The organism is Lactococcus sp., assembly GCF_036648155.1.
In the GTDB taxonomy this organism is placed as follows: Bacteria; Bacillota; Bacilli; order Lactobacillales; family Streptococcaceae; genus Lactococcus; species Lactococcus cremoris.
The window spans coordinates 113,724-133,557 of record NZ_JAVXIY010000004.1; the positions used below are offsets into that span (position 1 = coordinate 113,724).

Consider the following 19,834-nt stretch of genomic DNA (forward strand, 5'->3'; position numbering starts at 1 on the left):
CGATTAAACGTCATCTATTGATGGTATATTTCTCTATTTAATTATATAATATTCTTAGGGAGGGTTTTATTATGGTTGAACAATATAAAAATATTTTAGTCGCAGTAGATGGTTCAGAACAATCCTATGATGCACTTCGGGAAGCAATCGAAACCGCTCAAGCGAATGATTCACAGTTGAAAATATTGTATGTTTTAAATGATAAACTGGCAAATATTCCGGTACATTTGGATACAATGACACTTTATAAAAGTGTACAAGAGCATTCTGATTATGTGGTGGATCAAGTTCAAGGGTATCTTAAAGATACAGAAGTTAGTTTTGAAATTGTCCGTTTAACAGGAAGCCCCAAAAGAGAAATTATTAATTATTCAAAAGAAAATAATATTGATTTAATCGTTCTAGGTTCTACAGGTCTTGATGCCATTGACCGTTTTATTATCGGTTCAACAACACAGTACATTGTTAATCATGCCTCTTGCAACGTGATGGTTGTTAAATAAAAAAGAGAAAAGTTGTCATTAGATGACTTTTTGTTTTTCTAAAAGAATTATAAAAATACCAAACCTAGCTTGGTATTTTTATTGTTTTAAATTAGAAAATTCTTTTAATCTTGAGGTTTTTCATGTTCAAAAAGTGGAGAAACTGGACGTCCTTCATGAATACGAAGGATTGCACTAGCTAAGTATTCAGCGGCACTTAAATATTTCACATTCAAAGGCTTACGGTGCTCAGTAACTACAGAGTCTGTTACCAAGATTTCTTTGATGTCTGCTTTTTCAAGAACATCAGCAGCGTTTGTTGTGAATAATCCGTGACTGGCAACAGCATAGATTTCGCTGGCTCCAGCTTCGCGAACGACATTCGCTGCGTTAGCAAAAGTCACCCCTGTATTTAAGATATCATCAATAAGAATTACTTTTTTACCAGCAACATTACCGATTACATAACCATTTTCACGATTTTTATCATCATCTTCATAGTCAACAATGGCAATTGCTGATTCTAAGTATTCAGCAAGTGAACGTGCACGTTTGATACCAGAATTTTTGGGAGCAACAACGATAACATCATCACCAAATAAACCATTTTTACGATAGTAATCAGCAAAAAGTGGAACAGTGAAAAGATTATCTACAGGAATATCGAAGAATCCTTGAACCTGAACAGCATGAATATCAAGAGTGAGTACGCGGTCAGCTCCAGCTTTAACAATCATATCAGCAACTAATTTTGCTGTGATTGGTTCACGAGAAGTCGCAGTACGGTCTTGACGAGCATAGCCAAAGTAAGGAATTACGATGTTAATCGTACGAGCAGAAGCACGTTTACATGCATCAATCATGATAAGCAATTCCCAAAGGTGATCATTAACAGGGCAGCTGGTTGATTGGACGATGAAAATGTCTTGGCTACGGACACTTTCTTCCATGTTAATCATAATTTCACCGTCAGAAAACTGTTTTGAAGAAAGTTTTCCTAGAGGAACTCCTGTAAATTGGCTAATTTTCTCAGCAAGACCAGGGTTTGAGTTTAAGGCAAAAAGCTTTAAGTGTGAATCAGAGTAAACCACGATTTCTCTCCATTTTCTTTTATGAAATAATATAGTTCTATTTTAGCAAAATTATGATGATTTTCATAGTCTATATCGATAAATATCTTTGTGAATTAATATGAAAATAAAAGTTAAGAGTATTTAGAAAAAATTTTATAAGTAAAAAATAAATTCACAAACTTAAAATTCTAATAATTTAAAAAAACGCTTTAAACGTTTAAGAATACGCTTTTGAAAACATTTTCAAAAAATGAGGAAAGTAAAGTTTGTGAAAGTTGCGGCAAAGTCTTGCGTTTACATAAGTGAAGTGTTACAATGGTTCTGTAAGGTTCGTGAAAGCTAAGTGTTACGAACAAATTATTTATTTTTAGGGGAATTAAAAATGAAAAAAACAAAAGTGATTTCACTTCTTGCTGTTTCAGTACTCTCAGTTTCTTTGCTTGCCGCTTGTGGAAGTAATAACTCATCAAGTAGCTCTGATAAAAAAACAGAACAATCATCTAAAGCAGAAGTTTTTGCTGGTGCAACTCAAGGAACAAGTAACTTCTCTGATTTGCAAAAAGGTTTTGCTAAAAATGGCGCTTGGTTGAATGCAACTAAAGGTGATATGAACGCTTCAGGCAAAACTTTGACTGTTGAAGGACTTTTCTTGGGTGACGGACAAGTTGCTCGTAAATTGGCAATCTACAATCAAGATAGCAGCCATAAAATTACTGCTCGTTATACTTTGACAGTTGATAAAATTGAAGTGAAATCTCCTGGTTTCTATATTTCAAATGGTACTGTTAAAGGAAATGTTGATGTATTTGCAACTGGCTTCCACGGACAAACTGGTACAGGTGTTGAAGGACAAGCAACAATTGATGGTAACTTGACTTTTGCTAGCCAAGACCTCCTTGACGCTTACAATAAATTACCAGATGCTCAAAAAGTTAAAGTAACTGGTACAACTTCAGTTGTTAAAGGTGATGTTGTTTCATTCAAACCTGGTGGAATTACTGCCGGTGCTCATGGTAATGTAACTTATTCATTTGAAGGAAATGGTACAGATACAAAAACTGGTGCAACAACTGGTACTGCTGATGTTTCAGTATTGAAAAAAGCACTTGGTAAAAATGGTGCTTGGCTTGTAGCTACTAATGCTGACGTTGATGCTTCAGGAAAAGACCTTACAATTGATGGAACTTTCCTCAATGAAAAAGCGGCTGTTCAACGTACACTTGCGATGATTAGCCAAAATGATCAACACCAAGTAACTAAATCTTATACATTGACTGTTGGACGTTTGATTGTTAACTCACCAGCCTTTGACCTTGAAGGTGGTAATATTAAAGGTGACGTTTATGTCGGTAAAGATGCTTCAATTGAAGCTCGCGACATGAAAGGAACTGATGGTAAATCAATCCAATCTGAAATCACTGGAAATCTTTACTTTGCAACTCAAGAACAACTTGACACTTACAAAGCTCTTCCAGCTGCAAATCAATTCAAAGTATCAGGTGAAGTTGCTGTAAAAGCCGCTAACTAATGAACTAAAAATTGTCTAAAAGGCTCTCTATGAGCCTTTTTTTCTTTCTCAAAATATAGTATAATGGGACATACGTGTAGTTCTATACAAAAATGAATTTGTCAGCAAAAAGTTTACTGACAGAAAAGAAAATCTCTCATCAGAAAAAAATTTACTGACAAAATAATCAGTGATGACAATTTGATTTTTGTTTAGAAACACGTAGACTAAAAATAATGCAAAAGCAGGAGACTGGACTGTTAGAAAAAATTCTAAGCATTTCAAGTCAAGGAGAATAACATTGGCAAAAGAAACATTTTCAATCGAATTTGCAGGACGAACTTTAACTGTTGAAACAGGTCAAGTTGCAAAACAAGCAAATGGAGCTATAGTTGTACGTTATGGAGATACAACAGTTTTGACAGCTGCTACAATGGGTAAAATGGCTACAGGTGATTTCTTCCCACTACAAGTGAATTATGAAGAAAAAATGTATGCTGCAGGAAAATTTCCAGGAGGTTTTAACAAACGTGAAGCGCGTCCTTCAACAGATGCGACTTTGACAGCTCGTTTGATTGACCGTCCAATTCGTCCAATGTTTGCCGAAGGTTTTCGTAATGAAGTACAAGTAATCAATACTGTCCTTTCTTATGATGAAAATGCGTCTGGTCGTGTGGCAGCAATGTTTGGTTCATCTCTTGCTCTGGCAATTTCTGATATTCCATTTGATGGTCCAATTGCTGGTGTTGAAGTTGCTTATATTGACGGAAAATATATCATCAATCCAACTGTTGCAGAAAAAGAGGCTTCAAGTTTGGAACTTTCTGTTGCTGGAAACATTAATGCCATTAACATGGTTGAGTCTGGGGCAAAGGAATTGTCAGAAGAAGTGATGCTTGGTGCACTTTTAGCTGGACATAATGCTGTTAAAGAATTAATCGAATTTCAAAATGAAATTGTTGCGAAAGTTGGAAAAGAAAAAGCTGAAGTTGAACTTTTGCATGTTGATGAAGATTTGAAAGCCGAAGTTATTGCAGCTTACAATTCAGATTTACAAAAAGCCGTTCAAGTTGAAGAAAAATTAGCGCGTGAATCTGCGACAAAAGCAGTTAAAGAGGCGATAATTTCTGTTTACAGTGCAAAATATGAGAATGATGAAAATCTATCAATCATTTTGCGTGATCTTGCTGAAATTCTTGAAGGAATGGAACATGCAGAAGTTCGGCGTCTGATTACCGAAGATAAAATCCGTCCTGATGGACGTAAAATTGATGAAATTCGTCCGCTTGATGCTGAAATTGACTTTACTCCACGTAATATTACACATGGGACAGGTTTATTTACTCGTGGTCAAACCCAAGCATTGTCAACATTGACTTTGGCACCAATGAATGAAGCACAAATCATTGATGGTTTGAATGATGAATATAAAAAACGATTCATGCACCACTACAATTTCCCACAATATTCTGTTGGTGAAACTGGACGTTACGGGGCACCAGGTCGACGTGAAATTGGTCACGGAGCACTCGGAGAACGGGCTTTAGAACAAGTCCTTCCTTCTTTGGAAGAATTCCCTTATGCTATTCGTTTAGTTGCTGAGGTATTGGAATCAAATGGTTCTTCATCACAAGCTTCAATTTGTGCGGGAACACTTGCACTGATGGCTGGGGGTGTGCCAATTAAAGCGCCAGTTGCTGGAATTGCTATGGGCTTGATTTCGGATGGAACGAACTATACTGTTTTGACCGACATTCAAGGACTTGAAGACCATTTTGGTGATATGGACTTTAAGGTTGCGGGAACTCGTGAAGGAATTACTGCTCTCCAAATGGATATTAAGATTTCTGGAATTACACCAGAAATTCTTGCCGAAGCTCTTGCTCAAGCCAAAACTGCTCGCTTCCAAATCTTAGACGTGATTGAAGCAACAATTGCGCAACCGCGTGAAGAATTGGCGCCGTCTGCTCCTAAAATTGATACAATTACGATTCCTGTAGATAAGATTAAAGTGGTCATCGGTAAAGGTGGCGAACAAATCGATAAAATTATCGCAGAAACTGGGGTTAAAATTGACATTGATGATGAAGGACTTTGTTCAATTTTCTCTTCTGACCAATCAGCGATTGATCGTGCTAAAGAAATCATTGCTGAACTTGTCCGTGAAGCAAAAGTTGGCGAAGTTTATGAAGCAAAAGTGGTTCGTATCGAAAGTTTTGGTGCCTTTGTCAATCTCTTTGGCAAACAAGATGCTATGGTTCACATTTCAGAAATGGCTTGGGCACGTACGGCCAAAGTTGAAGATGTCATGAAACTAGGCGATGTAGTTAAAGTGAAAATCATGAAGATTGATGATAAAGGACGTGTTGATGCGTCAATGCGTGCTTTGGTTGAAAAACCAGAAGGCTATGTTGAACCTGAGCGTAAACCACGTGAACGTCGTGATAATAAGGACCGTCGTAATGGAAATGGATTCGATCGTCGCAATAACGATCGTAATAACCATAACAACAATAGCGGAAATCATAGTTTTGAACTTCGTGAACGCAAATCACACGTTGACCATGAGTTTCCAGAGCTTTCAACTAAAAAGCCAGAATAAACTGAAATTTAAAATGGAAAAGCTGTAAAAATAGACCTAAAAAAGCTAAAAATTTACTGATGAAAATACTAGCCTATTCCTAAGTGTTCTCTAGGCATTTCGTACTGTGTTGTCACTTTTTCTATCCGCTCAAGCGAATGAAATAAAGGCAAAGCGCCGAAGGTTACGTTATGACAGAAACAGGCGAGGAATAATCTTAAATTTGTCAGTAAATTATTTGTTTACTTAGCTTGTAAGTAATCACTGACAGGTCTGTCAGCAAAAAATATGTCTAATTATAACCTTAATACAGAATTGGATGAACGTCTGCGTGTCTCATTAGCAAATCCAGGATCATTTATGGAAGATTTGTCCTTGGTCTATGCTTTTCACCAATTCCCAGTACTCGCCCCAAAATCAGTCTTTTTTGTTCCGATTGAAGACCATAAGGCTTTACCTGTCTTTACAACAGAAGAAGACTTGGAAGTTTTTCTGTCAGAACTGACAGATTTTGAAACAGAATGGGAACTTCACTCATTGATTGAGATATTGGATCAGTTAATGGAAACTGATATTGATATTTTGGCAATCAATCCCAAATTGCCTCAAGATGAAGATAAAGGAAATACGGTTTATTTCGGAACACCGGAATTAATGCAATTTTTGATTCATTATACGGAAATTTTGAATAAAGTTTTCAGTCCAGAAAACACTTCTGCTGAACAAAGAGAAAAATATTACTTCGTACCAGCTTTTGTGACTACAACGAATCAAAGAACTTTTCCAAATTTAATCAATCAAGAAAATGAAGAATATCTTCCTGTTTTTGATAACTTAGACAGTTTGGCTAAATGGCATAATGAAGATTATTTTAGTCAAGCCTTTAAAGAAAACAATGGCCAAGTATTACTTTTGAAACTTGATGAATTGTTGAAATCAGATGCTGAAACAATGAATGATTTAGGAAAAAGCCTTGGAATTACTGTAAATCCTTTGGATTTTTCACAAGAAGAAGTTCAAAATTCAATGGTTACTTGGGAAGAATTGGCAAGAGATTAAATGAATTAACAGAGTAATTAAGTCTCGGCAGCATTTTTTTAACAACAAGGCCCACAATGCTTATGGTATAATTACTGTAAGTATTTTTTAGCGAAGTAGGAAAAAATGAAAGAAAAAAAGAAAGGTTTTTGGTCTGAAGCAATTCGGGTGACCAAGGAAAATGACCCAGCCGCTCGAACGGCATTAGAAGTGTTGTTGACCTATCCGGGAGTAAAAGCACTTGCGGCTCACCGAATTTCACATTTTCTTTGGCGCCATAATTTGAAACTTTTAGCCCGGATGCATTCCCAATTTTGGCGCTTTTGGACGCAAATTGAAATTCATCCAGGAGCTGAAATTGCTCATGGGGTTTTTATCGACCATGGTTCAGGTTTAGTCATTGGTGAAACGGCGATTGTAGAATCCGATGTAAAACTCTATCACGGAGTGACCCTGGGTGGAACGGGTAAAGACAAGGGGAAACGGCATCCAACCATTAGACAAGGTGCCTTGATTTCGGCCCATTCACAGCTTTTGGGCCCAATCGAAGTTGGGATGAATGCAAAGGTAGGAGCAAGTGCTGTTGTGGTAACAGATGTTCCAGCCGAGGTTACTGTTGTCGGCATTCCCGCAAAAGTTGTTCGAGTTAAAGGTAAAAAGGATTTGGAACGGATTACAAATCTTGAAGAGCAACGTGAAGCGAGCTATCATTCGTCACATTTGTGAGGAGGAATGAGAAGTGAAAAAGAGAAAAGTAGCTGTTTATGAAGGACATATGCTTAGCACTTTAAAATCGTTTACTGATGCGGTAATGTCTATTATTGCGACGATTATGGTTTTAGAGATTCCTTTGCCAAAATTTATTGGAACTAATCATTATGATTTTCGTGAAACAAGTAGTTCACTCATTATTTTCTTTGTGAGTTTTCTAGTTGTTGCTTCATATTATTTTCAGTTTAGTAAGTTTTTTGGACGGATAAAGAAAATGAGTGGTTGGCAGATATTCGCCTATACGATTTTTCTCATGCTTGTTTCACTTTTCCCCTTTATGACTCAAACTGATAATGGTAGTCATCCCGCTTATTTTACAATAGTCTATGTTATATATATTATTGTGACCTCACGGTTTGCTTCTTTGATTATCAAAGCTGCTTATCGTTTAAACGAAGTAAAAATCAATAGGCATCAGGCACGCAAACCTTGGGATTTGTTAGCTATGTCAGTGATTGCTATTGTGATTTCGAGTCTTGGTTATTCTGCTTATACAGGAATACCACTGCTCTATCTACCAATACGTTCTCTTGTAACCTCAATTGTTTATGATGAAGATTAAGAAGGAAATAGAATGAAAATATATAACACTTATAGTCGACAGCTAGAAGATTTTCAACCAATTGAACCTGGAAAAGTTAAAATGTATGTCTGCGGACCGACCGTTTATAATTACATCCATGTGGGAAATGCTCGCTCAGTTGTTGCTTTTGATTTAGTCAGAAAATATTTGGAATTTCGGGGATTTGAAGTTGAATATATCTCTAATTTCACAGATGTTGATGATAAAATTATTAACGGTGCAAAAGCTGCGAACATGACCACAACGGATTTTTCTGAGCGCTATATTGCTGCCTTTTACGAAGATACTGACGCCTTAAATATCAAAAGAGCCAGCCAAAATCCAAAAGCAACGGAATTTATCGAAGCGATGATTGATTTTATTCAAGAACTTTTGGATAAGGACTACGCTTATATTTCTGAGGGTGATGTGTATTTCCGTGTAGCTAAATCAAAAGATTACGCTAAATTGGCAAATAAAAACCTTGCAGATTTACTTGCAGGGGCTTCTGGACGTACGGATGAGGAAACTAAATTAAAAGAATCACCAGCCGATTTCGCCCTTTGGAAATCTGTAAAAGCTGATGAAGTTTCGTGGCAAGCCCCTTGGGGAGCAGGACGTCCGGGTTGGCATATTGAATGTTCTGTTATGTCAACTTCGTTATTGGGTGAAACGATTGATATTCATGGAGGGGGAGCAGATTTAGAATTTCCTCACCATACTAATGAAATTGCACAATCTGAAGCAAAAACAGGCCAAAAATTTGTTAACTATTGGATGCACAATGGTTTTGTCAATGTTGATGGTGAAAAAATGTCCAAATCATTAGGAAATTTCACAACTGTCCATGAATTACTTCAAGTTGTTGACCCACAAATTTTACGTTTCTTTTTGGCAACAACTCATTACAGAAGACCGCTTAATTTTACTGATGATGCACTGACAGAAGCAGAAAATAACATTAAAAAAATAGAAAATGCTTACCGACATTTGGATGACCAAGCTGAATCCAATCTATCGGCTTTGACAACTTTTAGAAATGATTTTGTGGTTGCTATGGATGAAGATTTCAACATTGCTAATGGAATGACTGTTTTTTATGACTTTGTTTCATGGGTCAATAAAGGAAATGGGGGAGCTGAGGTCAAAGCATTCTTTGATCAGGTTTTAGAAATATTAGGCATAAAATTTGAAATTGAACAAAGTTTAGATAGTGAAATCGAAGCGATGATTGAAGCGAGACAATTGGCACGAGAAGTCCGTGATTTTGCGAAATCAGATGAAATTCGTGATGCTCTGAAAGCTCAAGGAATTGTTCTTGAAGATACAAAAGACGGGGTACGGTGGCATCGTGAATAAGCAACAAGCAGAACTTTTAAATGGAATTGCCCTTGCCTATGTGGGGGATGCAATATTTGAAGTTTTTGTCCGCGATTACTTGTTAGAAAAAGGGCTGACAAAACCCGCTTTCCTTCAAAAAAATGCCACAAAATTTGTGTCAGCTAAAGCGCAAGCAAAAATCATCAGAGCCATGGAAGAAGTTGATTTTCTTACGGAATATGAACTCACATATTTCAAAAGAGGACGTAACGCTCACTCTAAAACTACGGCCAAAAATACCGATGTTGTCACTTATCGGATTTCAACTGGTTTTGAAGCCGTCGTTGGGATTCTTCACTTGACACAAGAAAATGAGCGTCTTAAAGAATTTTGGAATTTTTGTGTCGAAACAATCGAAAAAGATACAGCCTAAAGATTACTGTCTGACAGAAAAAAGTATTAAGCAAATTATTTTAAAAAAATAAAAAAATCCGCTAGAATAGGTATGCAAAGATACAAAGAAAAAAACAGCGGAAAGAAGAAGAGATGTATAGAGTAGTTACAATGTACGGCACCGATGAGCCATGGTGGTTCTTTGAAGGCTGGAAAGAAGATATAGTTTCAGTAGACGAATTTGATGATTTTTATAAAGCTTTAAAATGGTACAAAAAAGAATGGTTTGAGATGGCTGAGAATTTTAAAGAATTCACTAGTAAGTCAGGATTACAAACCGCATTTTGGCAAAATGGTGATGAAGAGTGGTGTGAAGATTGTGTAGGCTATTTGCAACGTTATCACAGTATTGCTTTGCTTGAAGATTGGCATGCGATTCCTTTCGAGAAAAAACGTTCAGGTTATAGTAAAAAATCAGGAGAGCTTCCTGAACGATTCTGTTCAATGAAAAACGAAAATTAAAAAATGAGAAAGTTTACTTTTTAGGAAAACTTTCTTTTTCTTTTGTAAAATGACTGTGAGCATTTTAGTGGTAAGAAAGTTGAAATTATAATATAATTATTTTATAATATAAATCTAATGTTAGGAGGGGCTATGAGGAAACCATTAATTATATTAGATGGATTTTTAATATTACTAATCATAATTTTGGGACTGGCATTATTTCACAATGTCCGAGAACAATCTAAAGAGCATTCATTATCGAATGAAACAAATATACATAAAAGTTCGATTGAAAATAAAGAAGAAACAAAGTCTACTGGCCTTAAATTAAATACCAGAGAGATCAAACAAGGAAACTTTTTAACATTATCAGGTCTTTGGGAAAGTAAAAGTCATCAGTTGAAAAATATCGTTATTTCAGGGCCTTCGGCAACTCTTGATGATATCCAGTATGAATTGAAAGTAGCAGGAGTGACTTCTGAAAATGAACTGCCCTATTTAAAATTGATGATAGAAGGACAGGATTCAGGGAAAGTTTTAGGAGTTTATCCTCGAGGAAGTGCTATTCCTGTCAGGTTGGCTAATGGTAAGATTGATTTTGCTGGGCAGTATGACCCTACAGATAAGAAAAAAGACCGAATTATTCTTTTTGACGATTATCTCTCGGCACAAGATATTCTTGGACAAGTTTTATATCGAGAATTGGAAGAAATTTTGTAAATAGTAATAGATTTACGTGATTTTGAAAATGAAAAGAAAATAGTCTTGAAAAAAATGATAAAATGAGTTAAAATATCATTATCTTAGATAAGAACTCGATGGTCAAAGCTCGGGAAAATATGACAAAAAACTTTTAAAAATTACTGATAGGAGGGTCAATTTATTGATTTTCTTTCAGTAACTGATGAGAGGATTTTTTGACATATTTTTCACAGCTTTGGCTTTTTTATTTGCAAAATATTTATGTTTAATGTGTACAAAGAGTGAGCATTAAATCGTTAGATAAAAGAATTGTCAGTAAGTTTGGCAGTTCTGTCAGCAGTTTTGCAAGAACTTTTATCAAAATAAAAAGAAAGGCGAATTTTAAAAAATTCGTAGTAAAAAATGAATTTTCAAGAAAATTATGATGTCATCGTCATCGGAGGAGGACATGCGGGTGTTGAAGCTTCGCTTGCGGCTGCACGCATGGGTTCTAAAACGTTACTGATGACGATTAATCTTAACATGGTTGCCTTTATGCCATGTAATCCATCAATTGGTGGCTCAGCTAAAGGAATTGTTGTCAGAGAAATTGATGCCCTAGGTGGGGAAATGGGACGCAATATTGACAAGACCTATATTCAAATGAAGATGCTTAATACAGGGAAAGGTCCAGCAGTTCGTGCCCTCCGTGCCCAAGCAGATAAAGATGAATATGCTGCTTCAATGAAAAATACCGTTTCTGACCAAGAAAACTTGACGCTTCGTCAGGGAATGGTTGAAGAACTCATCCTTGATGAAGAAAAGCAAAAAGTTATTGGTGTTCGGACATCAACAGGAACACAATACGGGGTCAAGGCTGTCATCATCACGACTGGAACAGCTTTACGTGGGGAAATTATCATCGGTGAATTGAAGTATTCTTCTGGACCAAATAATTCTCTTTCATCAATTGGTTTAGCAGATAATTTACGTGAAATTGGTTTTGAAATTGGTCGTTTTAAAACTGGAACACCACCACGAGTTTTGGCAAGTTCAATTGATTACGATAAAACAGAAATCCAACCAGGAGATGAAGCGCCAAATCATTTTAGCTTTATGAGCTCTGACGAGGATTATCTAAAAGACCAAATTCCTTGCTGGTTGACCTATACTACAGAAAACAGTCATACGATTTTGCGTGATAATTTGCACCGTGCACCACTTTTTTCTGGTATTGTTAAAGGAGTAGGTCCTCGCTATTGCCCATCCATAGAAGACAAAATTACTCGTTTTGCTGACAAACCTCGTCATCAACTCTTTCTTGAACCAGAAGGACGCAATACAGAAGAAGTTTATATCGGTGGACTTTCAACTTCAATGCCTGAAGATGTTCAATTTGATTTAGTAAAATCAATTCCAGGACTCGAAAATGCTAAGATGATGCGTCCAGGTTATGCCATAGAATATGATGTGGTGATGCCTCATCAACTCCGTCCTACTCTTGAAACGAAATTGATTTCAGGTCTATTTACAGCCGGACAAACAAATGGAACTTCAGGTTATGAAGAAGCGGCTGGGCAAGGTTTGGTTGCCGGAATAAATGCCGCTCTTAAGATTCAAGGAAAACCAGAATTTATTCTTAAACGCAGTGAAGCTTATATCGGTGTAATGATTGATGATTTGGTAACCAAAGGGACTTTAGAACCTTATCGCCTCTTGACTTCACGGGCTGAGTACCGTTTGATACTTCGTCATGATAATGCTGACCGCCGCTTGACAGAAATCGGACGTCAAGTTGGTCTCGTTTCAGATGCACAATGGGAGCATTACCAAGCTAAAATGGCTCAATTTGACCGAGAAATGAAACGACTCAATTCGGAAAAACTCAAACCTTTGCCTGATACTCAAGAAAAATTAGGAAAATTGGGCTTTGGTCCAATCAAAGATGCACTGACAGGTGCCGAATTTTTGAAACGACCAGAAGTTCATTATGATGAAGTGATTGATTTCATTGGACAAGCACCAGAAGTAATTGACCGCACAGTCATTGAATTGATTGAAACTGAAATTACTTACGAAGGTTACATCAAAAAAGCAATGGACCAAGTGGACAAAATGCATCGCTTGGAAGCAAAACGAATTCCTAAAAATATGGATTGGGATAAGTTAGATTCCATCGCTACCGAGGCTCGTCAAAAATTCAAAAAAATAAATCCAGAAACACTCGGACAAGCCAGCCGAATTTCAGGTGTAAATCCAGCTGATATTAGTATTCTCATGGTTTATCTTGAAGGAAAATAATTTAGAATTAAAAAGTTACTGATAGAAAAGTTAGAGGAGAGTCCTTGTGTTTTAATCACTTAGGACTAGACTCAACTTTTCATCAGTAACTTTTTTTCTTGTAGAATAAATCAAAAGCTGATAAAATAGGCTTAAATATGGAATGAGGGAAATAGATGACAGAAATAAAAAACATTATTTTTGATTGGGACAATACACTTTTCCCTTTTAAAAAAAAATATTGGGAATTAGCCCACCGACAACTTTTTTCAGAACAATTAGGCCCATTTACTGATCAGGGACTCAATCATTTTATGGAGAAATATCACGAATTTGATGAATTGCTCTGGCCCCAAGTTCATCAAAGACAGATGACCATTGAAGAGTTAAGAGAAGAAAGATTACGCTTGACTCTCGAATATTTTGACTTGGAAATTGATGAAATTTATCTTAGGGCTTTCTTCAAAAATTTTTTGAACAGATTATTTGAGTTGATAGAACCTGATGAGCAACTCATTCAAAATTTGAAAAATCTTTCAAAAAAATATCAACTTGCACTATTAAGTAATGGTGGACGTGTTGAACAAAGAGAGAAATTACGGCGTTCAAATGTTGAAGAATTATTTCCAGTTTATATTTCAGGAGAAACAGGCTATTTAAAACCAGACGCGCGTGCTTTTACAAATTTACTGAACAAGGAAAATTTCAAAGCCAGTGAAACCTTAATGGTTGGAGATTTACTAGAACATGATATAAAGCCAGCTAAAGATTTAGGACTTCAAACAGCCTATATTGGGTCAGAAAAAGGAACCATTGCTGACTATGAGTTTGAAACAATTCAAGAATTATTTAATTCATTATAAGATAAAAAAACGATTAATAATCGTTTTTTAATTTTTATCAATTTTTAAAGCATTAGTAGTCAAATAGATTTGCCCGACTGGCGCATGGGTTAATCTATAGATTCCATTCTTACTGAAAGTGATACATTTCTTTTCAAAAACTCCATTTGATTTCTCAATAAAAAATGTAAAATTTCCTACAAGATTTCCAGTAATGACAAGCGCTAAGTCCTTTGAGTCATTTAAAATCTTTAACCAGCTATTGGAATTTAAAATATATTGTATCCCGGCTTCATCATTAAAAGTTAGAATATGGGAAAATTGAAGCTTAGCATTGATCGATTCACTTTTTTCAACCATTTCTTCAAAAATTGTGATTTCATCATATTCGATAAGTTGGTCAAGAACTTCACTGACCAGTTGAGCAGTTAATAATCGATCACTTGCAGGAATAATGGAATGCTCAGCATCAAGAGAACCATCAGTGATATAAAGTTCATGCATTAATCCCATTGCATACATCTTTTTACGATGAATAGACCAATTCTTTGTTTTTTTTATGTTATCAGTAAGATGAGTTAAATCAAGTGCAGCCATAGAAGTCTTCCTTTCTATATTATATGGAAATCAATTTGATGAAGAGGGTTCTCTGAGTGTGCGTAGAGAATTATCAGGCATCACTTGATAAGTTTTGAGATGTTGAGTAGTGGTAGTATTGCTGATATTAGAAATCGTAATGAGTTGCGTATCTGCCATTTTATTCTCCTTTCGTATTTTTATTTTATTATAATCATTTTATCATTTAATTATCATTTTGCTAAATGATATGATGTATTTTGAAGATAATAAAATGCTAGTAATAAGGGCTGGCCTAATATTCTAAAATTGTATTATATATATATCTAAATAATAAAATTAATCTTAAAAGTCATCTAAAACAATCAGTCAAAAGTTGATAAAGAATTAGGGCTTGACAAGTTCTAAAATAATTGATAGAATAATAGAGTTGAAAAGCAGAAGCACCCGCTTCTCGCCTTAGAGGTTATAGCCCTGGGCAAACAAATGGAATTATTCAAAAACGAATGTTTTCATGAGCGGGGCGAGATTGTCGTTCCGCTTTTGTTTTTCTTTAAAAAAGAAGTTGAGCTAAATTTTAGCCAACTTTCACATCATATTAGAAGGAGAACGAACATAGCTAAACAAGACAATAGAAAACCTATGATGAACGGTGCAATCCGTGCTCGTGAGGTTCGTCTCATTGGCGCTGAGGGTGAACAATTAGGTGTCACACCAACGTCTGAGGCGCTAATGCAAGCTGAAAATCTTAACATGGACTTGGTTTTAATTTCAAATCAAGAACCACCTGTTGCCAAAATTATGGATTATACAAAATTCATGTTTGAGCAAAAGAAAAAACAAAAAGAAGCAAAGAAAAAACAAGCAGTTGTTTCTGTAAAAGAAGTCCGTTTGTCACCAGTTATTGACCAAAACGACTTTGATACAAAGCTTCGCCAAGCCATCAAGTTCCTTGAAAAAGGCGATAAAGTTAAGGTTTCAATCCGATTTAAAGGTCGGATGATTACTCACCAAGATGTGGGTCGTCAAGTAATGGACAAGTTCGCGGAAGCAACAAAAGAAGTTGCTGTCGTTGAACAAAGAGCCAAAATGGATGGGCGTCAAATGTTCTTGCAACTTGCTCCTATAAAAAAATAGGTCTGTACAAGATAAGCTCGTCTCGAAAGGGTAGCCTTTCAAGTCTTTATTCTTTAGACTAGTGCTTTAAGAATAAAGAAAGCAGAATTCATCTTCTGCTAACTGATATAAATTAAGGAGAATTACAATGCCAAAACAAAAAACTCACCGCGCATCTGCTAAACGTTTCAAACGTACAGGTAACGGCGGACTTAAACGCTTCCGCGCTTACACTTCTCACCGTTTCCACGGTAAATCTGTAAAACAACGTCGTCAACTTCGTAAAGCTTCTATGGTTTCTAAAGGTGACTTCAAACGTATCCGTCGCATGGTTGCGACTATGAAATAAGCAAAGCTTATTTCAAGGAGCAATCGCCATACATCGAAGCACAGCTTCGATAGGCGGACAATGCGTTAAGCGAACACGGTTCGCTGCATTGGAGCAATCCCTATAGGAGCGTAAGCGACTAAGGGAGACTATGGAATAACTCATCTGATTTTAGAGAGTTCTCTAAACAGTTGATTATAAAATTCTTGTTCCAACTCAAATAAAAAAATAAACTTGTCTTCAAAGACAAAAATGAAATCTACTAAGAATTAAAGGAGAACACACATGGCACGTGTTAAAGGTAGCGTTGCAACTCGCAAACGCCGTAAACGTATTTTAAAGCTCGCTAAAGGTTACTACGGAGCTAAACATAGACTCTTCAAGACTGCTAAAGAGCAAGTCATGAATTCATACTACTATGCATTCCGCGATCGTCGTCAAAAGAAACGCGACTTCCGTAAATTATGGATTGCACGTATCAATGCAGCTGCTCGTATGAATGGTCTTTCATACAGCAAATTGATGCACGGTTTGAAATTAGCTGACATCGAAGTGAACCGTAAAATGCTTGCTGACATCGCAATCGCTGATGCTGCTGCATTTACTGCACTTGCTGAAGAAGCAAAAAAAGCTTTGGCTAAATAATTAACTTAAAAACTCTGCTAGTTTTCTAGCAGAGTTTTTTTATTTTATATCAAATTCTATCTGAGAAGATAGTTTTTTTATTTGGAATATGCTAAATTATTGCAAAATTCAATAAAAAGGATTATAATACCGTAAATCATCTTTTTGAAACAAAAGTAACGTGATAGCAATAAATTACGTAGTGTACGAAAAAAGATACAATTTGGAGGTTACTGTGGAAAATAATAATATTTTAGTGGCTAAACAAGTAAGCGTTGCTTTTCGGATTGCTGGAAAATTGCAAAAAGCAATTTATGATATTGATTTAACGGTTAAACACGGCGAGGTTTTGGCAATTGTTGGGGAATCAGGCTCTGGAAAGTCTACTTTTGCAACAGCAGTAATGGGTTTACATAATCCTAACCAAACTCAAATCAAAGGTTCCATTTTATTAGATGGTGAAGAAGTGGTTGGCAAAACTGGAGATTCGATGTCAAAACTTCGAGGAACTAAGGTAGGGATGATTTTTCAAAATCCTTTAACTGCTTTGAATCCGTTGATGAAAATTGGTCAACAAGTCATGGAAATGCTAGCAGTACATGAAGTTTATCCAGAAAGCCAATATGAAAGTAGAACTTTCCAGCTCTTAGAACAGGTTGGGATTCCAAATTCTAAGCGTGTTGCCAATCAATTCCCACATCAGCTATCAGGAGGAATGCGACAGCGGGTGATGATTGCGATAGCAATAGCCAATGACCCAGATTTGATTATTGCTGATGAACCAACAACAGCTTTAGATGTTACGATTCAAGCTCAAATTTTAGATTTGATATTAGATGTACAAAAGAAGAAAAATGCAGGAGTTATTTTGATTACTCATGATTTGGGAGTAGTGGCAGAAGTCGCTGATACGGTGGCCGTCATGTATGCGGGACAATTAGTCGAAAAAGCATCTGTCGAAGAACTCTTCAACAATCCTAAACACCCTTACACAAGGTCACTTTTACGCTCAAACCCTTCGGCCGAGACTGTTTCAGATGACTTGTACGTGATACCGGGAAATGTTCCTTCGTTATCTGAAATCGAATATGATAAAGATTTATTTCTTGCACGCGTACCTTGGATGAAAGAAGAGGCTAAAAAGATAATTTCAAATGAGATGACTGAAATTTCTCCAAATCATTTGGTTCGAGGAAGTGCTTGGGAAAACTTTGATTTCCCAAATCAAACCGTTAAAGGAGGTGAGAGGTGAGCGAAATTCTTAGTCTAAAAGACTTAAAAGTTTATTACCCGATTCGTTCAGGTTTCTTTAATCGGGTAACAGATAATGTAACGGCAGTTGATGGAGTAGATTTGACCATTCATGAGGGAGAGACAGTTGGACTGGTTGGTGAGTCTGGTTCAGGAAAGACAACGATTGGAAAAACAATCGTCGGACTAGAGCAAATGACCTCAGGGAAATTGATTTACAAGGGGCAAGATGTCAGCAAGAAGAAAATAAGAAATCAGCTCAAGTATAACAAAGATGTACAAATGATTTTTCAGGATGCCTTTTCCAGCCTTAATCCTCGTAAAAATATTTATGATATTATTGCTGAACCGATTAGAAATTTTGAAAAATTGGATCCAAATTCAGAAAATAAAAGGATACTTGAACTATTGGATATTGTGGGCTTACCCAAACAAACTTTAAGTCAATATCCCTTTCAATTTTCAGGAGGGCAACAACAACGGATTGGAATAGCTCGGGCAGTTGCGACCAATCCTAAATTAATTGTGGCCGATGAGCCTGTCTCTGCTCTTGATTTGTCTGTTCAGGCTCAGGTTCTAAACTTTATGAAACTCATTCAGAAAGATTTGGGAATCGCTTTTTTGTTCATTTCTCATGATTTGGGAGTTGTGCGACATATGACGGATAATATTGCGGTCATGCACAATGGACGAATTGTAGAAAAAGGAACGCGAAAGGATATTTTTGAACATGCCGAGCATATTTACACAAAACGTTTATTATCTGCTATTCCTTCTATCGATGTCTCAAGAAGAAGGGAAAATAGGTCGAAACGATTAGAAGTGGAACAAGAATTTGAAACTAAAAAATCAATTTTTTATGATAAGGAGGGACGCGCTCTGCCCTTACAAGAATTAAGTAAAACACACTGGGCAGCTTTACCAAAAGGAGGGGAAAATGTGGAAAGTAATTATTAGACGTGTTTTATTGATGATTCCGCAACTATTTATCCTGAGTATTCTTGTTTTCTTCTTTGCTAAATTGATGCCAGGTGACCCTTTTTCTGGTTTAATTGGGCCACATACAGATCCACACGAAATTGAAGCTTTAAGGCGTGCAGCTGGCCTGTACGACCCTTGGTGGGAACAATATCTCAGATGGTTGGGACATGCGATTCATGGAAATTTGGGGATGTCTTATAATCTCAAAGAGCCTGTCACTACTGTCATTGGTCAACGAGCAGTTAATACTTTTTGGATGTCGCTTCTTTCTGTGATTTTGACCTATTTATTTGCTGTGCCAATGTCTATCGTTGCAGCCCGTCATGAGGGAAAATGGCAAGACCGTTTATGGTTGACATATAACTCGATTACTTTTGGTATTCCACCTTATGTTTTCTATTTGGTCATGATTTTTATCTTTGGTTATAGTTTAGGCTGGTTTCCAACGGGTGGAACAGTGAGTCCAAATGCTGTTGGTTTTGTCGCCGTCTTTTTTAGTCGAATCTATCACATGATTCTTCCAGCTTTTAGCTTGGCAGTTTTTGGAACAGTCGCGATATTCACTTATTTCCGTTCAGGGATTTTGGATGAAGAAACGCAGGATTATGTGCGAACGGCGCGAGCTAAAGGAGTGAAGGAAAGAGTGATTTTCACTCGACATATCTTGAGAAACGCTTCACTACCGATTGCGGCAAACTTTGGTTTTGTAATTACGGGACTTTTAGGAGGGGCAATATTTGCAGAAACGATTTTCGGCTATCCTGGTTTGGGTCAACTTTTTATTACCTCAATCACTGGTCGAGATTATTCAATGATTACGGCTCTGATTTTGTTAAATGGTTTTCTAGGCTTATTAGGGGCCCTCTTGTCAGATATTATCATGGCAATTGTTGACCCTCGAATTCGGATTCAGTAAGGAGTGAA

The 19,834-nt window shown here is 36.5% G+C and carries 20 protein-coding genes, 1 pseudogene and 1 other annotated feature; of the genes and pseudogenes, 18 read left to right on the forward strand and 3 right to left on the reverse strand.

Going from position 1 to position 19,834, the window contains the following annotated elements:
• The first annotated feature begins 71 nt into the window (after positions 1-71).
• Positions 72-503: a universal stress protein gene (locus RSC39_RS05365; protein ID WP_011676870.1), complete on the forward strand. Its 432-nt coding sequence runs from the start codon at positions 72-74 to the stop codon at positions 501-503.
• 104 nt (positions 504-607) lie between these two features.
• On the opposite strand, the gene RSC39_RS05370 is transcribed toward RSC39_RS05365, so the two are convergent.
• Positions 608-1,573, reverse strand: a complete 966-nt coding sequence (locus RSC39_RS05370) for a ribose-phosphate diphosphokinase (RefSeq protein WP_021037811.1) — start codon at positions 1,571-1,573, stop codon at positions 608-610.
• A 364-nt stretch (positions 1,574-1,937) separates the two neighbouring features.
• Between RSC39_RS05370 and RSC39_RS05375 the strand changes: the two genes are divergently transcribed.
• The 11 genes and pseudogenes from RSC39_RS05375 to RSC39_RS05425 all read left to right on the forward strand — a co-directional run bounded on the left by RSC39_RS05375 (position 1,938) and on the right by RSC39_RS05425 (position 14,055).
• Entirely contained in the window at positions 1,938-3,083 is a 1,146-nt protein-coding gene (locus RSC39_RS05375; protein WP_021037810.1) for a hypothetical protein, read from the forward strand.
• Positions 3,084-3,363: 280 nt separating this feature from the next.
• Positions 3,364-5,454, forward strand: a pseudogene (gene pnp, locus RSC39_RS05380) (polyribonucleotide nucleotidyltransferase); the annotation flags it as partial.
• Between the two features lie 477 nt (positions 5,455-5,931).
• Positions 5,932-6,702, forward strand: a complete 771-nt coding sequence (locus tag RSC39_RS05385) for a hypothetical protein (RefSeq protein ID WP_332535662.1) — start codon at positions 5,932-5,934, stop codon at positions 6,700-6,702.
• A 105-nt stretch (positions 6,703-6,807) separates the two neighbouring features.
• The gene (gene cysE, locus RSC39_RS05390; protein ID WP_011835759.1) at positions 6,808-7,407 is read left to right on the forward strand and encodes a serine O-acetyltransferase; all 600 of its coding nucleotides are present in this window, start codon (positions 6,808-6,810) and stop codon (positions 7,405-7,407) included.
• A 13-nt stretch (positions 7,408-7,420) separates the two neighbouring features.
• Positions 7,421-8,014 (forward strand): TMEM175 family protein, encoded by a 594-nt coding sequence (locus RSC39_RS05395; protein WP_332535665.1) that lies wholly within the window; start codon positions 7,421-7,423, stop codon positions 8,012-8,014.
• A 12-nt stretch (positions 8,015-8,026) separates the two neighbouring features.
• Complete coding sequence (gene cysS, locus RSC39_RS05400; RefSeq protein WP_332535667.1) at positions 8,027-9,373, forward strand: cysteine--tRNA ligase; 1,347 nt, start codon at positions 8,027-8,029, stop codon at positions 9,371-9,373.
• A complete protein-coding gene (locus tag RSC39_RS05405; RefSeq protein WP_014735129.1) occupies positions 9,366-9,767 on the forward strand; it encodes a Mini-ribonuclease 3 in 402 nt (133 codons plus the stop codon). The genes cysS and RSC39_RS05405 overlap by 8 nt, the downstream gene beginning before the upstream one ends.
• A 113-nt stretch (positions 9,768-9,880) precedes the next feature.
• Complete coding sequence (locus RSC39_RS05410) at positions 9,881-10,249, forward strand: DUF1033 family protein (RefSeq protein ID WP_063282105.1); 369 nt, start codon at positions 9,881-9,883, stop codon at positions 10,247-10,249.
• A 132-nt stretch (positions 10,250-10,381) separates the two neighbouring features.
• Entirely contained in the window at positions 10,382-10,951 is a 570-nt protein-coding gene (locus tag RSC39_RS05415; protein WP_063282106.1) for a hypothetical protein, read from the forward strand.
• A gap of 384 nt (positions 10,952-11,335) precedes the next feature.
• Positions 11,336-13,213, forward strand: a complete 1,878-nt coding sequence (gene mnmG / locus RSC39_RS05420) for a tRNA uridine-5-carboxymethylaminomethyl(34) synthesis enzyme MnmG (RefSeq protein WP_332535670.1) — start codon at positions 11,336-11,338, stop codon at positions 13,211-13,213.
• 155 nt (positions 13,214-13,368) lie between these two features.
• Entirely contained in the window at positions 13,369-14,055 is a 687-nt protein-coding gene (locus RSC39_RS05425; protein WP_332535672.1) for an HAD family hydrolase, read from the forward strand.
• 27 nt (positions 14,056-14,082) lie between these two features.
• Here RSC39_RS05425 and RSC39_RS05430 read toward each other — a convergent pair whose 3' ends face one another.
• Together RSC39_RS05430 and RSC39_RS05435 are read right to left on the reverse strand one after the other, a co-directional pair.
• Positions 14,083-14,631 carry a hypothetical protein gene (locus tag RSC39_RS05430; protein ID WP_332535674.1) on the reverse strand — a complete coding sequence of 183 codons (549 nt, stop codon included), beginning with the start codon at positions 14,629-14,631 and terminating at the stop codon, positions 14,083-14,085.
• A 30-nt stretch (positions 14,632-14,661) separates the two neighbouring features.
• Complete coding sequence (locus RSC39_RS05435; RefSeq protein ID WP_269199249.1) at positions 14,662-14,790, reverse strand: hypothetical protein; 129 nt, start codon at positions 14,788-14,790, stop codon at positions 14,662-14,664.
• 249 nt (positions 14,791-15,039) lie between these two features.
• Positions 15,040-15,165: a sequence feature (ribosomal protein L20 leader region), on the forward strand.
• Between the two features lie 87 nt (positions 15,166-15,252).
• Between RSC39_RS05435 and infC the strand changes: the two genes are divergently transcribed.
• From infC to RSC39_RS05465, 6 genes are all read left to right on the forward strand, one after another.
• Positions 15,253-15,747 (forward strand): translation initiation factor IF-3, encoded by a 495-nt coding sequence (gene infC / locus RSC39_RS05440; RefSeq protein ID WP_021165690.1) that lies wholly within the window; start codon positions 15,253-15,255, stop codon positions 15,745-15,747.
• A 127-nt stretch (positions 15,748-15,874) separates the two neighbouring features.
• Complete coding sequence (gene rpmI / locus RSC39_RS05445) at positions 15,875-16,075, forward strand: 50S ribosomal protein L35 (RefSeq protein ID WP_011676854.1); 201 nt, start codon at positions 15,875-15,877, stop codon at positions 16,073-16,075.
• Between the two features lie 264 nt (positions 16,076-16,339).
• The gene (gene rplT / locus RSC39_RS05450; RefSeq protein WP_011835750.1) at positions 16,340-16,699 is read left to right on the forward strand and encodes a 50S ribosomal protein L20; all 360 of its coding nucleotides are present in this window, start codon (positions 16,340-16,342) and stop codon (positions 16,697-16,699) included.
• Positions 16,700-16,913: 214 nt separating this feature from the next.
• Positions 16,914-17,930 carry an ABC transporter ATP-binding protein gene (locus RSC39_RS05455; protein WP_011676852.1) on the forward strand — a complete coding sequence of 339 codons (1,017 nt, stop codon included), beginning with the start codon at positions 16,914-16,916 and terminating at the stop codon, positions 17,928-17,930.
• Positions 17,927-18,886, forward strand: a complete 960-nt coding sequence (locus RSC39_RS05460) for an ATP-binding cassette domain-containing protein (RefSeq protein WP_043735699.1) — start codon at positions 17,927-17,929, stop codon at positions 18,884-18,886. Before RSC39_RS05455 ends, RSC39_RS05460 begins: the two co-directional genes overlap by 4 nt.
• Positions 18,867-19,826, forward strand: coding sequence for an ABC transporter permease (locus RSC39_RS05465; RefSeq protein ID WP_011835749.1), 960 nt, complete (start codon positions 18,867-18,869; stop codon positions 19,824-19,826). Before RSC39_RS05460 ends, RSC39_RS05465 begins: the two co-directional genes overlap by 20 nt.
• Positions 19,827-19,834 lie beyond the last annotated feature (8 nt).

Coding starts and splice junctions, on each gene's coding strand:
- cysS (WP_332535667.1), top strand. CDS start 8,027: ATGAAAATATATAACACTTATAGTCGACAGCTAGAAGATTTTCAACCA.
- cysE (WP_011835759.1), top strand. CDS start 6,808: ATGAAAGAAAAAAAGAAAGGTTTTTGGTCTGAAGCAATTCGGGTGACC.
- RSC39_RS05430 (WP_332535674.1), bottom strand. CDS start 14,631: ATGGCTGCACTTGATTTAACTCATCTTACTGATAACATAAAAAAAACA.
- RSC39_RS05410 (WP_063282105.1), top strand. CDS start 9,881: ATGTATAGAGTAGTTACAATGTACGGCACCGATGAGCCATGGTGGTTC.
- rpmI (WP_011676854.1), top strand. CDS start 15,875: ATGCCAAAACAAAAAACTCACCGCGCATCTGCTAAACGTTTCAAACGT.
- RSC39_RS05435 (WP_269199249.1), bottom strand. CDS start 14,790: ATGGCAGATACGCAACTCATTACGATTTCTAATATCAGCAATACTACC.
- mnmG (WP_332535670.1), top strand. CDS start 11,336: ATGAATTTTCAAGAAAATTATGATGTCATCGTCATCGGAGGAGGACAT.
- RSC39_RS05425 (WP_332535672.1), top strand. CDS start 13,369: ATGACAGAAATAAAAAACATTATTTTTGATTGGGACAATACACTTTTC.
- RSC39_RS05375 (WP_021037810.1), top strand. CDS start 1,938: ATGAAAAAAACAAAAGTGATTTCACTTCTTGCTGTTTCAGTACTCTCA.
- RSC39_RS05365 (WP_011676870.1), top strand. CDS start 72: ATGGTTGAACAATATAAAAATATTTTAGTCGCAGTAGATGGTTCAGAA.
- rplT (WP_011835750.1), top strand. CDS start 16,340: ATGGCACGTGTTAAAGGTAGCGTTGCAACTCGCAAACGCCGTAAACGT.
- RSC39_RS05465 (WP_011835749.1), top strand. CDS start 18,867: ATGTGGAAAGTAATTATTAGACGTGTTTTATTGATGATTCCGCAACTA.
- RSC39_RS05415 (WP_063282106.1), top strand. CDS start 10,382: ATGAGGAAACCATTAATTATATTAGATGGATTTTTAATATTACTAATC.
- infC (WP_021165690.1), top strand. CDS start 15,253: ATGATGAACGGTGCAATCCGTGCTCGTGAGGTTCGTCTCATTGGCGCT.
- RSC39_RS05385 (WP_332535662.1), top strand. CDS start 5,932: ATGTCTAATTATAACCTTAATACAGAATTGGATGAACGTCTGCGTGTC.